Here is a 13,741-nt window from a genome sequence, read left to right on the forward strand (position 1 = left end):
TCTATTTATTTAGAGAAAGACGTAAACAGCCACTATATGTGGCTGTTTTTTTGTTTAAAACTGACTATTAAGTATCGCGATATCTTCTCTCGTGGTGATTACCATTTTTCATAAGTCAATTGAATGAAATACTATAAAAGTAGTAACGATAAAATTTACTCTGAAAAAAGATGGCGTTGGAATTTAAGAGGGTACAGAGATGTGACTGATATTGTAAAAGTTGTGCAAGTTATAAACAGCTTATGGAGCCGTTATTTTTCTGTGTGGGGCATCACTACAAAACCAAATTATACCCCACATATTTTAAATGTTAGTGATTATATTCCTTCTAACGTATTGCCGTTAAGGATTGCACTCCTTATCTCTTCCGTTTCAGCCACACCGAATGAAAAAGATGTTGACCTCAGTTCAATACCATTTCCAACGTTGTACCAAAACTGATCGAATTGTCGCGATACGCCATTCTGTGAGAAGGTGATATCAAATCGACAGGCATTAAATGTTCCAGCAGGTATCGATATACTCTCTATTCCTTGGAACGTCACACTAATATCGGCAACTACATCAGGAGAACCTGTACTTCTCAGTGTCACATTTTCTGACGTGAGTGTCGTCCCTTGAGCGATGGTGTAGTTTATTTCTAATCCGCTAGGAAGAATTTCACTGGTACCTTCTACGTCTTTGTTTGCGAGAAGAGTGAGTTTTTTCTCAATATCGTTAATTTTCACATAAGCAAGATTGTTGGCATCGTCGTTATCGACAATTTCTGAAACATCAGAGATGCCTTGATATGTTATTTTTCTCTGTACTGACTGCGAGCTATTTATAATTTCAGTGCCTTGAAAATCAGTTTTATCAGATACTGTATCTAATTTACTTCCTACTTCTCCTAGGTAAGATGGAAAGCACTGAGTTGCCGTCACTGAACCTCCACCTCCTGTTTCTCCATCTCCTGAACCACCGCCACATGCTTGAATAAATATCAATGCAGACAGATAAGTAACTTTTTTAATCATCATTCCAGATCCACTATTTTGATTAATATAAACTGATAATGATATTAATCTTCAATGAAAGCTAAATAAGTATTTTTTTTAAGATGTGATCGATAAGTTTTTTTATCTTTTTGAAAAGTGATTGTGTCGCTTTAAAATTGATTTTTTTGTAGGGGTGATTGTAATTAAAATTAGACAATATATATTATTATGTATGAATATTTAGCAGTGCAAATCCTACCAAAAGTTCATTTGAAAAGTCAGAGAGGCTTTGCCCCTCTGATTAAGAAAACAATTACTTTAATGCATTGGTGCGATAGTACCTGAATAAAATCCAGCATAGTAAAAGGGTATAACTGATCCCTACCGATAAAGAGGCAATGAAGAGGCCAATTTGGTCATTAATAGCAAACTGGTAGGCTTTAATTAACCAAAAGAATGGAAAAATACCGGCAAGCCAGCTTATTGAATAATCACTAAAAAAGTACGCGACTAGCAATGGAACCAAGAGCGTGAAACCAGTGCCTTTCATTACGGCGAAGCCTTCAAGTGTGTTACGGGCGAAACTGGCAATCATGAGCGACTGTAACGGGATTTGACAAGTGGCAACTAATATTACCGGCAGTAAAAATACAAGTGGTAGGCTTATCAATCCCAGTATTTCATGAACAAAATAGGTCATGATACTGCCGATTACGACTGTGATGGCAAAGCGATAAAAAAGATAGTAGTCGTTATTAAGTGGAGTCACCGAGATCGCTCTAAATACTCCTTGCTCTTTCTCTTCAAGGAGCTGAAAGCCGAGAACGATTCCAATGTTCATTGGTGTCAATAAGGCAACGGCCAGTGAGGTAATAAGAGGATCGAGAGTAATATCTGGATAATGTTTATTCATATATAACCAGCCAGCCTTAGTGATGATGGCCGTCACCCAAGGCGCGATAGACATAAATATCATGAAAGGATCGGTTAAAATTCGGCGAGTGTCAGTTTTTAAAATTTGCGAAATGACCATGTTTAACTCCGTGAGAGTGATCTTGGATAAGCATATTGGAGCCAGCAAGAGAAGGAGAGTAACCAGAATAAAGCACTCAGAAGGTTAGGTATTGTTATACCGCCATATTGAGAATGTGTGGCAATCATCATAGTCATCCCAAAACTTGGCGCTAGGTAAAATGCAGGATGATAGAAAATGTCAAAATAAGACAGATACGGCAGTAGCCACAGTGGACTGACTAATCCTAATCTGACAATAAGTTGGCTAATATTGTTCGTATGAATGGCAAGAAGGTAGCCTGCGACAGAGAAAAACACGGAGTTAACTGCGCATACGAATAATATGTCTACAACGTCACTGGGTGTTGCAAATAATAGAGTAACTACAGAACTAATGAATAACGTCATCAGGCTTATAAGCGTTACTCTCGTCCAAATCTTATTACCAATAATTAATGGCGTAACACTAAATGCTGAAAGAACGTTTTGGCGCTTTTCGATAAGGTGTGAACCCATACAGAAGATTAATGCCACTGATGAAACGTCGAGGGTAAGAACAAGGCCGAGTAATGTAGACACGCTGGTTTCGGGTATAAATACAAGTATACAAAGCCATAATATAGTGACAATGCTACCGACAATCAGAAAACCAGATTTTGTCTGAAAAAGAAGTTCAGCCTTGAATAATGCAAGAGTTTGATTCATGTCAAGCTTACCCCTGTCAGCTCAATAAATACCTGTTCTAGGCTCGCTTCTTGGCTATGAATATTTTTTATTTTACTATTTTTTAGTAATGCGAAAAATTCACTATCTTCACCTATTTTCTCAAGTGGAAATGATTTTTTTTTCGTTATTAAATGATCACTGTATGTTACTTCAATCTGATTTTTCCCATATTGCTGCTTCATTTCAAATGGCGCGTCAATATTCATTATTTTGCCATCTGAGATAAACCCTACCTGGTCACACAGTTCATCTGCATCATGCATGTTGTGTGTGGTGATAAACACAGTAACACCTTGTTGTTGAAGCTCTTTAATGTACTCTCTTATTTTAACGCTATTGGTAGGATCTAACCCAGATGTTGGCTCATCGAAAAAGACAAGCTGCGGCTTACCCAATAACGCGCGGGCAAAATTCAGACGCATTTTCATTCCTTTTGAGTAGCTATTGACTGGCTTGTCTTTGTGTTCTAACAATCCAACTCGTTCAAGAAGATATTCCGGTTGATTTGCGTCCGAATACATAGCGGCAAATAAATTAAGGTTTTCCAATGCTGAAAGAGCGTCATAGTGATTGGGTAATTCAAATCCCACACCAATTTTTTGATATAGTTGTCGTCCCCAGTCACGTACTTCTTTATCTAATATTTTAGCTTCCCCTTCATAACCTCTGAGCAACCCACAAAGTATTTTTTGAGTTGTGCTCTTTCCCGAGCCTGATGGCCCAAGAAATCCAAAAATTTCTCCCTCTTTAACAGAGAATGCTATATTTTTTAGTGTCTTATTTTCTGATGATGGATATGAAAAGCACAGTTCACTGACAGATATCATTTATTATCCTTAATTATAAATCTAAGAAATTAACATTAAACTTTAGGATTAATATTTCGAATCTATTTATTTCATCGTCATAAAATCATTTAATATCGGCATATTTTTTTATTAATTGGTATTTTTAATTTTATATTGGATATCTTTACGTAAAAATTTTTAGGAAAATATAGGATTTACAATCTTTACAATTTAAGAACGACCAAGATCTAAAAAAAATGTAAATGACATTTATATTTTTCAATATTATTTTTCAGTAGTTTTCGAAATTACAGGGAGGAGAATCTGTAATTTGCGCAAAAAATAACCTCTTTGGGTGTGGGCAACGGAGTTAATTAGAAGATTTAACGCGGGTAGGTTAGAGACGCTGATGAAATCCATGGATTGAATGTTGCGATGCGTTTCATCCTTACCAATACTGATTAATCTCTCGAAAAGTACCTTAACACTCTATGTCTTGGTTGTTGTGCGTCAATGGTTTACAGCTAGAAAAACATCGATGGTAAATTAATGATTCAAGTACGCGCATTTTGTCACGGAGTGGTGGAGTTAGAGCTGTGGTGAATGTCAGTTTGAAGTGACTGGGATGTATATACTAATTCTTACGTGATAATTAGTTGCAATGTGAGAGCATTTTCTCTATCTTTATTTGCACGGGATTTGAATGCGTACGAGAAAGATAGTTGTGGAGAGATAATTGGCCAATGGGACTCTATCGATTTGTGTATCCATAGTTGCATTATGTAATACACAACGTAGACAGTAAGCGCTCAAAAAGCGTGTGTTTCTATTAGTGTAGGGCAGGTGTCAGGAAGCTGGACCAACGATTTTATCTTTTGAGGGCAGATACGGAGGATTTATAATCGGTACTTATAACAGATAGTCGTACATTATGTGCTGGTGTTGTATCAAAAGAAAATGGCCTTTGACAGTCTGAAATAAAAAGTCCATCGTTCAATAAAATGTAGGTTGAAACAATGGTTAATTGCGATATTCCCTGCTTTCCCTAATACATTCGAACCAGCGTCGATGTAAAGAAAAGATACTTTTCCGTAAATTTATTCAACGAGTATCTTATTAAAAATAGATTTTTATTTTCATCAAATATCTAATTAAAATATCTTATATTATAGACACTTATTATTTCTTTCTGAATAACATATACTTTAATCCTACAAAACTATCTTTTCATTACTTTTACTATTTATAGAAAAAGTGATCGAAAGGCCTACGTATCTATTGATATCTTATATCTCATTCAGTCTATGATTAATCTCTTACATTGGCGATAAATCACTCAACACTTATTCAAGTTAATACTAATGTAAGTTGTTGTGTTTTTAATTGATGACGAAAAATTCACGTCACTTTTTATGAATTGATCCAGTATAAGAATGTTATATAACTCGAATTTATTTAGTAATAAGATGAAAAAATTTGGTAGAAAAGTAAGAATTGCCTTGTCTTGTTTGAGTAAAGAGTGAAAAAAATGAAAAAAGCAGTGGTAACTTTGGGTGTAGCGATAGCATTGACAGGATGCTCATCTTCTTCACTGTCTAAAGCCAATGGTTCTGGGGCTGTTGCGTTACCAACCTTCGTGGAAGGCAGAAATGAGTTTGATAAAAACTTTCCTTGTCAATCAATCAGCATTGATTTTATTGTTCTTGGGAGTACTGATTCAAAAGTCGAATCCGCGAGTTTCTACGTTAAACCGGGTGAAGATTATGCCCTTAACACTGATATTGCACCAGGAAAGTATGAAGTGGTGAAATACCGTTGCCGTGCCAAGAGCGGTTGGGTTATCAATGACAAGCCATATATTGAAGAGCCAGTATCCTTTAAACTCAGTATTGCAGAAAATGAAATAAAGATACCTTCATTCGCTTTTTTTGGTAAAGAAACCAGAAAGTATGGTCAATCTTATTTCAATCACGGTCTTGAATCTTTCGTCGACTCAAGTAAAAAAATAAAAATCAAACAATCTTTAGTCAATCAAGCAGAAAGTCTTGGCTGGTATATAGATTTATAAATAGCTTTCATTTTTTGAGGGAACTTTTAGGAGTTCCTTCTTGGTTAGCAACACATATGGTTCGAGAATGTTTCCAATGAATATCTAAACGCCATACATAAAATGTTTAAGTAATTTTTAATACATCTCTACCAGTATGGTTGAGATTATCCTTTTTCAATTTCATTAAGCCTAGCTTCATGTCCTAGTATCGCATCAGCCTGTTCACGTGGAGTTTTCAATTTTCTCAATGCACCGTCGAGCATAAGGTCCAACGTATCTACTGTTTTTGCACGGCGAAAATAAATCAGCCAGTCAGTTCGGCTTGTCGGTAGTGTTTCATTCATATATGTTTTTTTTAATTCTATTAGTTGATGTATTTGAGAATAGAACGTACGTTCTTCGCAGATTCTAACCCATTAAGTGGAGATGAGCCAGAAACTTCTTCATTGTGTTCAGCTTTACACGATTACCGTTTAGATACACTCTATTTCAGTATCACCGTCCTACAGGCCTGAACTTTTTGTATTTTCTCTTCGTCTATAAATGGTCACAGCAATAATATGATAGTGCAATGGCTGCAACATGTTTTGTAACAACATGTGAAAATGATTTATCCTGCTTACTACCTCTAAATTAGGCACTTCTTCATAAATGGTCATTTATAAATAAATACTAATATTGTCTCGAAACCCATAGATAATCAGTTAGCAATGTATTTGTATGGGTATGCAATTTAGGTTCTGTTTTATCGAACTTTTATCTTTTCTCAAGACTATTCTCTATTAAAGGGACATAACTATATTAAAAGTAACTTGTTTATTATCAATACAATTTAACTAAAGGGAAAAGAGGACGCTAGTTTGATAATCTTAAAGTGCTTTCGATATGACAAGACATACTTGTGGTAAACGTTGTAACCGAGAGCATTCTAACGATAGACAAAGTAGGGGGAGAGTTCAAGCTGCCGTGCCACAGCTTGACTCGCTCTATTAACATAACGTTTTATCAATGAGTTGATGCTTTGTTTATGCTGCTATATCTCAAGTTCCATCATCTCTTGTCTGCTAATGATTGATAGAAAAAAAGCCCTTGCGAAATTCACGGATTCTCTGTTGATAAAAAGATTGCCATTCGCCTTCGTCCATGTGCAAATATTCAGTCTGTCTGAGTTCATTGAGTGCTGTCCGATATTGTCGCAATTGACTTTGATATTTCTCCACTATCGTTGCTTGTCTCAGACGCTGGTTCTGGCGGTGTAAGATTGTTTTCTGTTGTTCGGGATTTAGGTAACGTTGGGCTAGCTTTTCACGAAAGACGGTTTGTTGACTCTCATCCAATGATGACGGAATAAGTGCTATTGCCAGCTCATATTTGATCAAATCTTTTGATATTCCGCTCTTGGTGGAATCAGTCTCATCTATTAGGCTTACCTGCCACTTTTCAATGTGAGAGACAATTTCCTGTATTCCTAGGTCGGGCGCAGCAACAACACTATCTCGTAAATCCTGATTAGCTAGTTGGAATTGAAGATACGTTAGTTGGTCTGCCAACACTATTTGGGCGTTACTCCCCCAAATTGCCACTGCGGCATCTTTAAATGCATTAATCTTATCTCTTAAGCTATCCAAACTATTTAAGTCGATTTCAGCCTGACTTTGTTGCCAGAGTTCGTTTAGGTAGGGGTAATCCCGGACCAACAAAAACCGTGACTCACCCAACTGAGACTGAAGAGATCCCAGCTTAATGGCGCAGTTGTTAGCTTGCTTGCAATGAAACCAGAAATTGTTTATTGCTGAAATCAGTGTCTTTCCCTGCGCAAAGTTTAATGGATTCTGTTGAGTTAACGGCAAAACGGATGGGCGATCCGTGGCGGGAAGCGCCACAGATTCGGCGGTATCGATATGTACATCCTGTTTTGAAAGAGATGAGGCATTGCTGATAGCGGTATCATTAGTTATCTCATAGGCAACTGGTTGGGTATCAGTAACTACATCACTCATCGAGTAGATAAAAAAAATAAGGGCGGCCAACAGGCCACCCAGAATATATAAACGCTTCATTTTATGATTGCTGTAACTGGCTGATGGTCAGAGAGGTTCCAATTACCCCACACGCTAGTATCTGTAGTTCGCGGTACATCAACACGATTATTGTTTTCTTGTTGATGGCCATACTTGTTGTCCAACAGCACATAATCGAGATATTCAACGCTGTCTCCTCCTGAAAGCGCGTTCCCGGCGTAGCTGTTGATCCGTGGATCAAATGTCGCTCTGTCGTAACCGCTATAGATAGGTTCAGACGCATTTAGAGTACGAAGCATTTGCTTGTAATCATCCTGAAATTTCAGTTTATTGACGTTCATATCACCGCTGTAAATGACAGTTTCGTTGGTTGGGATGTCTAGAGACTCTGCCATGGCACGCATTTGTTTGAATTGAAGCTGGCGATTTTTGCGAGCCTCATCAGTATCAAATGAAGCCGCGTGAGTTGCGAAAATATGATATGACTCGCCACCTTTGATCACTTCGGCATAGTTAATACCTTTATCAGCAAAGCAGTCAGCACCGCTACATTGGTCATAAATCTTTTGTTTCTCTCTGACGATTGGGTATCGGCTGACAATGGTGACGCCTCCGTCGTGCACGTTGACACCGGGCTTATTCAACATTTTAGTCTGATACGGATATTCTTCAGCAAGCGTGCGTAAAAATGCTTCACGACCGCCTGCGAAGACTTCTTGTAACGCGATAACGTCATAACCTTTAAGATGATCAGGGAGAAGAGCAAATCGCTCGGAGATCTTCGAGGCAATACCTGGCAATGCCCAGATGTTATAAGTCATGATCTTAAGGGTATTGGGATCAGGGTTAGTCTGCTCATCAATTTTTTCTGGTGTAATGCTGTAATACAAATCATCGAATCGCCAAGTTGACTCAGACTTAACGGCTAATTCTGTTTTTCGCTCACCAAATTCGTCTGTATTCACACGGTGAATATTTCGATCAGATCTCCAAATTAATGGATTGTCTGATGAAGAAACACCATGTGTGAATGAAGTGCTATGCCATCTTCCTTTCAATTGCTGATGAAGTGTGACAGTGTCACCAGCTGCATTAGTCACTCTGGTTTCAAAATTATATTCTTTGCCCGCTTTAACACCTTGCCATCGGTTAAAACTTAATACTGGTGCTGATGTCCATGGTGCCAGTTCAACCTCATGCTGAATCCATTCATTACCTTCTTCCAAAGTGTCGGTACCAAAATGACGAACATCGATGAACAAGACGTCGTTCGAATTATTCGTTAAATACAAATCGGTATCCGCGATAACTTGGCTAGATAACACAAGAGACAACGCCGTTATCAGACGAGTGGGTGACAGCATGTTTAAATCCTTAGTGATTGATTAGTCAGCGCAGAAAGTAAAGAAGTTGAGTGTCATTTTTGTTAACCAATAATGTCACTTTGAATTTTTAGAACGACATCACTTACCCGCAATTTCAAAAGCTTATTCCTATCGTTGTTTTTTATTTTTAACGTGTATGGATTCACTGGCTTTTTTCGCTCATCAAGATAATTAGAGTAAATATTCGTCATGGTTTTAATTATTCCATTTCTCGATATTTCAACAACAAAATGACCTGAATAGTATTTTTGGGGGAAGAAATTTCTCTTGTGATCGTTTTTATTGAACTCCCCAAATTGTATAGATAACCATACATATGAAATTTGTTTTTTGTTTTCTATTTTTTTATATGAAAGGAATCTGTATATGCAAACTCCCAGCGTTAAATGGTTGGCATTGGCAATTAGCCTGACCCTTCCTGTTTCGGTATCGGCGTCACCAGAGCTACAAAGCATTAAGCCGCCTGTGATATCTGATACTGTTCCATACAGCAAGTCATTCAATGCCACACAATTTACGCAAACCTTGGTGGCGGGTGAACGTGTGTCAGAGCACACTATCTCTGTTGATGGTGCCACTTTTATAAAAGTGCATTTTTCTCGTGTGGTGTTGCCAGCAGGCGCTTATCTTGAAGTGTCTAATCCGATGGGAACTGAAAAATATATCTACGATGGGTTGTCTACGACAGCCTCCACATTCAATACATCTGCCGGTGAAGACGGCCTCACGCGTTTTTCCGCTATGTCAATTACCGGTGAAACAGCTATCGTTCGTGTTGTTGTGCCAAATGGAGTCGTTTGGACTGCTGAGCATGGCGTTGAAATCGATAAGTACTTCCAGGGTAACGAGACAGTCGCGATCGTTGATGATGTAAGTTTCGATGATTCCGTATCACCATTTTCCACATGCGGTGAAATGGAGCGTAGAGATGTTGCCTGTTGGGAAGATTCACATCCTGTAGAATTCGAGCGCACCCGACCTGTTGCCAGATTGCTGATCGCTAATAGCGGCCTGTGCACAGGTTGGCGAGTTGGACAGGATAACCACATGTTTACCAATAACCATTGTGTCGCTACAGAATCACGTCTACAGGATACCGAGGTATGGTTCAACTATCAGCGAACTGCATGTAATGGTTCAGAGTTTCAACAAGTCGTTAAAGTAACGGGTGACCAGTTGCTGAAAACAGATTATGACCTTGATTACACCTTATTCTCTGTAAACGGTTTTGCTGAAATTGCCGACTTTGGTTTCTTCGGACTTGAGGTTCGTCCTCCGGTTCAGGATGAGAGGATCTTCATTGCTCAGCATGGCTCTGGTAATCCAAAAGAGTTAGCAATTGAAAGCGATCAGAATAATGGTGGTCTTTGTCAGATTGATGTGGTGAGCGCAAATGGACGAGCTACGGGTGTCGACACCGGTTATTTCTGTGACACCATTGGGGGCTCCTCCGGCTCGCCTGTTTTAGCTGCAGATACCGGTCGAGCGATTGCGCTCCACCATTTTGGTGGTTGTGAGAACCAAGGTGTTCGGATTGATAAAATATGGCCACAGGTTGCGAGTTACTTTGGCAATGTCCCGCCAGTTGGAGACAACGAGGTGGGCGGTAAACCGATAGCTACATTTGTGCAAAGTTGCAACGAACTCGATTGCGCTTTTGATGCATCAGGAAGTGTTGATACCGACGGAACCATAGATGCCTTTGTCTGGCAGTTCGGTGATGGAACGACTGGAGTTGGAGAAAGGATCAATCATTATTACTCGGAGGCTGGCTCTTATAATGTGGTCCTTGAAGTGACTGACAACGAGGGTAAGACGGATAAACGTATTGAGACAATTGAGGTAGGTAAAGACTCAAATGTATTGGAACCAGGTGTGCCTGTCTCGAATCTTTCTGGCGATAAAGGAGAGGAGTTAGTCTTTTATATTGATATGCCAGAAGATCAGACAAGACTTGATGTGAAAATGTCAGGGGGGACTGGCGATGCAGACCTCTATGTGAAAGCAGGGGTTGAACCAACAAAAGATCAATGGGACTGCCGTCCATATAGCGCAGGTAATGCTGAGAGTTGCTCGGGCAATTATCAGGGTAGAGTTTTCATTAAGATCATTGGCTATTCCAATTTTAATGATGTAACGCTGATAGCAGAAACGAGCAATGTCGGTTCGCCTGATTGGCCGAAGACAGCACTATCTGCCCCGGATAATGAGTGGTTGACGTTTGAATACCCAGTAGAGGCAGGTGTTGGAGCGTTGAGGGTAAAAAGCTCTGGAGGGACAGGAGATGCGGATTTGTATGTTCGTGTTAATCAAAGTCCTACCATCAATACCTATGACTGTCGTCCGTACAGCAGCGGTAATTCAGAAAGCTGCGACGTAACGGCAAGCGAGGGAGATGTCGTCTTCATCGGTTTGCGCGCATACCGAGCTTTCTCTGATGTAACACTTGACGTAGAGCGCCGTTGATTTTGTTACGAGCGCCGGTTTGTCCGGCGCTCTAATAAAACAGCCTCGGTGTGATTCTGTAGGCATTTTTTCAACACTCAATCTGATCATTTATCTGTTTATTGTGGGCATATTTTATGTCCGGTTAGGCATGGCTTGCTGACATAAAAGCCCTGCAAAATTCAATGTAAACCGACGATTTAAGCCCGTTAAATAATCAGTGAACCGTATTCTTAAACGTGCTGAAAAATAAGCAATTAGCCCTGATTATTCAAATGTCGATCTCAAAGTTAAAACGTGTGTTTGACTTTAAGCGCCAAAAAAGAGAATTGATTAGATTAACAATACCGACGCTAATGAATACGACGTTCGAGAGATGGAGTAACCGCCCGTTTCTATGGAAAGAACGGAGTCTGTCTTAGGAAGTATTAGTGGCGTAAGAAATAGGAGAGGGATGTATGAAGGAACGTCTAATCCAAAGAGACTACAGAGTGATTGACTCACGACTTCAAAGTCGTGCCGTTTGGATAAAACGTGGTCAACATGTTGGTAAGTCCGGAATCATAGCAAAGCGAAAAAATGGTCAGTTTCTTGTTGGTGGAATGGACTTTGAATCACCAGTCTGGCTGTCTGAATCTGCAGTGATGTACATCGGTCAGTTAAGAGAAAAAACGCTGAAAATTGATACGCCTCTTTTACCCGAGCACCTGAGACCTAAGTGCTGTACTAAACCACCAAATTAGTATGTGTAGAAAATCTGGGTATGCTGGCTTCAGTGCCATACCCCACGACTTCAATTACGAAAGTTTGGAGGGTAAATCTGTATGGTGCTGACTGTCGGACAAAACCCGAAGAACACGGGATAGACACTGATTACAAGACTCAAAGCAAATTTCAATTTACCTGTTAGATTCCCTCGATAGAAGATGATGGACTGTCCATAAACTAATCTAGCATCATCAATCACTACTTAATCTATATCTCACTTAAGAACAACTTTTTGTTAATGTTGCCGTGTACTTTTGCCTAAGCCATTTGACGACTGCATGTAGGTTTTAGGCACCATAAAAGAAAGCGTCATAACCTCTTCCCCAATACATTTCTTTCGGCCTTTGTTTTGTAATAATCACTTAGCCCACAGCTTGTTGATACTCACGCAAATCATAAAATATTCATGTTATTAATTTTAATTTTTAACTAATAATTTCAATATTTTGCATTCAATTCAATAGATATGGAAGACTGTGAGTTTTCATTACATTTTTAAGTGAAGACTCACTAGAAATATGTAAGCGAGATAAATAATTGACTAGTTTATTTTTCATTAAATGTATAGATTTTTGTTCATTGAGATTTTACCACGACGTTTAAGCGTCATCCTTTCTCCGAATATAAGGAAACTGGTTTTGAAAAAAAGTCTATTGATAGCAGCACCTATGTGGATTCTTGCCGCGTCTGCATCGGCCTCTGTGACGAAAGAAGCGCCACTGACAGAATCAATCATTAAGGATACTCGCAACTACTCTGCTCAAGTGCAACATACGGCAGTGTCTCCCTCAACTGTAGATGCTATTCATTACAGTCAGGCAACCGGGAACATTTCCTTAACTAAAGGGCAGCGAGAGTGGGTGGGCGCCTACCTTGATCGTCCTGATGCATTCTCTGAGTTGTTTGCTTATGTAAATATTGTTTCGGGGGATCTTCGCTCTGTAGATTGCACAGTAGATTTCTATGACACGACAAACTGGAGCCGTATACAAAGTACAGACTGCCGCTATAGCAACCAGAAAAATGCTATCACCCCAAATGTTCCGACACCGGGTAGAGTTTACGCTCACGTTATGCTTTACAACGCCGACTTCTCGAAGGATGAAAAAACGATACGTTTATCCATCAATACTGCGTTCGGGTTGCCCGATGATCTAGATGGAGATGGGCTACCGGGATGGTTTGAGCAGTTACATAGCTATTCAGATAAAGATGCCGCAGATGCAGTGCTTGATCGCGATAATGACGGTTTCACCACACTTGAAGAGTATCTTGGTGGTTCTCACCCAGATGACGAAGGCAGCATACCTCGTGGATAAAATGCATTAGAGATACGTAATTGATTGAACAACGTCCTGACGCCGTTGTTCAATCTTTACACGAATGACTGGATCCCAGTATTACAGCAGTAAACACCTCATTAAAAAAGATATCCACACATGTCTGCTTCTGTAAGCACTAAATATGGCTTGAACTTGCTTCCATATTCTATTGGTAAGTCTATCGCGAAAGTTTATTTAAGAAAGTCGGCAAAGATGACAGTAGATATGTCTGTGAGAGAGTGACC

11 protein-coding genes are annotated in these 13,741 nt (G+C 39.3%); 4 read left to right on the forward strand and 7 right to left on the reverse strand.

Features of this window, described 5'->3' with window-relative positions; translation table 11 throughout:
- Positions 1-317 precede the first annotated feature (317 nt).
- The 4 genes from A8L45_RS17840 to A8L45_RS17855 all read right to left on the reverse strand — a co-directional run bounded on the left by A8L45_RS17840 (position 318) and on the right by A8L45_RS17855 (position 3,544).
- Positions 318-1,019 carry a hypothetical protein gene (locus tag A8L45_RS17840; RefSeq protein ID WP_068904722.1) on the reverse strand — a complete coding sequence of 234 codons (702 nt, stop codon included), beginning with the start codon at positions 1,017-1,019 and terminating at the stop codon, positions 318-320.
- Positions 1,020-1,290: 271 nt separating this feature from the next.
- Positions 1,291-2,010: a hypothetical protein gene (locus tag A8L45_RS17845; protein WP_068904723.1), complete on the reverse strand. Its 720-nt coding sequence runs from the start codon at positions 2,008-2,010 to the stop codon at positions 1,291-1,293.
- Positions 2,011-2,012: 2 nt separating this feature from the next.
- Positions 2,013-2,696 (reverse strand): hypothetical protein, encoded by a 684-nt coding sequence (locus A8L45_RS17850; RefSeq protein WP_068904724.1) that lies wholly within the window; start codon positions 2,694-2,696, stop codon positions 2,013-2,015.
- The gene (locus A8L45_RS17855; protein ID WP_068904725.1) at positions 2,693-3,544 is read right to left on the reverse strand and encodes an ABC transporter ATP-binding protein; all 852 of its coding nucleotides are present in this window, start codon (positions 3,542-3,544) and stop codon (positions 2,693-2,695) included. Before A8L45_RS17855 ends, A8L45_RS17850 begins: the two co-directional genes overlap by 4 nt.
- 1,489 nt (positions 3,545-5,033) lie before the next feature.
- Here A8L45_RS17855 and A8L45_RS17860 point away from each other — a divergent pair.
- Positions 5,034-5,573 carry a hypothetical protein gene (locus A8L45_RS17860; RefSeq protein WP_068904726.1) on the forward strand — a complete coding sequence of 180 codons (540 nt, stop codon included), beginning with the start codon at positions 5,034-5,036 and terminating at the stop codon, positions 5,571-5,573.
- 146 nt (positions 5,574-5,719) lie between these two features.
- On the opposite strand, the gene A8L45_RS17865 is transcribed toward A8L45_RS17860, so the two are convergent.
- From A8L45_RS17865 to A8L45_RS17875, 3 genes are all read right to left on the reverse strand, one after another.
- Entirely contained in the window at positions 5,720-5,899 is a 180-nt protein-coding gene (locus A8L45_RS17865; RefSeq protein WP_068904727.1) for a hypothetical protein, read from the reverse strand.
- Positions 5,900-6,619: 720 nt separating this feature from the next.
- Positions 6,620-7,615 carry a hypothetical protein gene (locus A8L45_RS17870; RefSeq protein ID WP_068904728.1) on the reverse strand — a complete coding sequence of 332 codons (996 nt, stop codon included), beginning with the start codon at positions 7,613-7,615 and terminating at the stop codon, positions 6,620-6,622.
- Positions 7,612-8,940 (reverse strand): sphingomyelin phosphodiesterase, encoded by a 1,329-nt coding sequence (locus A8L45_RS17875; protein ID WP_068904729.1) that lies wholly within the window; start codon positions 8,938-8,940, stop codon positions 7,612-7,614. Before A8L45_RS17875 ends, A8L45_RS17870 begins: the two co-directional genes overlap by 4 nt.
- A 387-nt stretch (positions 8,941-9,327) precedes the next feature.
- Here A8L45_RS17875 and A8L45_RS17880 point away from each other — a divergent pair, with 387 nt between their 5' ends.
- The 3 genes from A8L45_RS17880 (at position 9,328) to A8L45_RS17890 (ending at position 13,493) form a co-directional block, all read left to right on the forward strand.
- A complete protein-coding gene (locus tag A8L45_RS17880; RefSeq protein WP_068904730.1) occupies positions 9,328-11,427 on the forward strand; it encodes a pre-peptidase C-terminal domain-containing protein in 2,100 nt (699 codons plus the stop codon).
- Between the two features lie 437 nt (positions 11,428-11,864).
- Positions 11,865-12,149, forward strand: coding sequence for a hypothetical protein (locus tag A8L45_RS17885; protein WP_068904731.1), 285 nt, complete (start codon positions 11,865-11,867; stop codon positions 12,147-12,149).
- Between the two features lie 663 nt (positions 12,150-12,812).
- Positions 12,813-13,493 (forward strand): hypothetical protein, encoded by a 681-nt coding sequence (locus A8L45_RS17890; protein ID WP_068904732.1) that lies wholly within the window; start codon positions 12,813-12,815, stop codon positions 13,491-13,493.
- The last annotated feature ends 248 nt before the right edge of the window (positions 13,494-13,741 follow it).

Source organism: Veronia pacifica, assembly GCF_001707825.1.
In the GTDB taxonomy this organism is placed as follows: Bacteria; Pseudomonadota; Gammaproteobacteria; order Enterobacterales; family Vibrionaceae; genus Veronia; species Veronia pacifica.

What these genes read in the sequence shown, in the direction of transcription:
- A8L45_RS17875 (WP_068904729.1), bottom strand. Translation starts at nt 8,940, where the DNA reads ATGCTGTCACCCACTCGTCTGATAACGGCGTTGTCTCTTGTGTTATCT.
- A8L45_RS17870 (WP_068904728.1), bottom strand. Translation starts at nt 7,615, where the DNA reads ATGAAGCGTTTATATATTCTGGGTGGCCTGTTGGCCGCCCTTATTTTT.
- A8L45_RS17880 (WP_068904730.1), top strand. Translation starts at nt 9,328, where the DNA reads ATGCAAACTCCCAGCGTTAAATGGTTGGCATTGGCAATTAGCCTGACC.
- A8L45_RS17885 (WP_068904731.1), top strand. Translation starts at nt 11,865, where the DNA reads ATGAAGGAACGTCTAATCCAAAGAGACTACAGAGTGATTGACTCACGA.
- A8L45_RS17855 (WP_068904725.1), bottom strand. Translation starts at nt 3,544, where the DNA reads ATGATATCTGTCAGTGAACTGTGCTTTTCATATCCATCATCAGAAAAT.
- A8L45_RS17860 (WP_068904726.1), top strand. Translation starts at nt 5,034, where the DNA reads ATGAAAAAAGCAGTGGTAACTTTGGGTGTAGCGATAGCATTGACAGGA.
- A8L45_RS17845 (WP_068904723.1), bottom strand. Translation starts at nt 2,010, where the DNA reads ATGGTCATTTCGCAAATTTTAAAAACTGACACTCGCCGAATTTTAACC.
- A8L45_RS17850 (WP_068904724.1), bottom strand. Translation starts at nt 2,696, where the DNA reads ATGAATCAAACTCTTGCATTATTCAAGGCTGAACTTCTTTTTCAGACA.
- A8L45_RS17840 (WP_068904722.1), bottom strand. Translation starts at nt 1,019, where the DNA reads ATGATGATTAAAAAAGTTACTTATCTGTCTGCATTGATATTTATTCAA.
- A8L45_RS17865 (WP_068904727.1), bottom strand. Translation starts at nt 5,899, where the DNA reads ATGAATGAAACACTACCGACAAGCCGAACTGACTGGCTGATTTATTTT.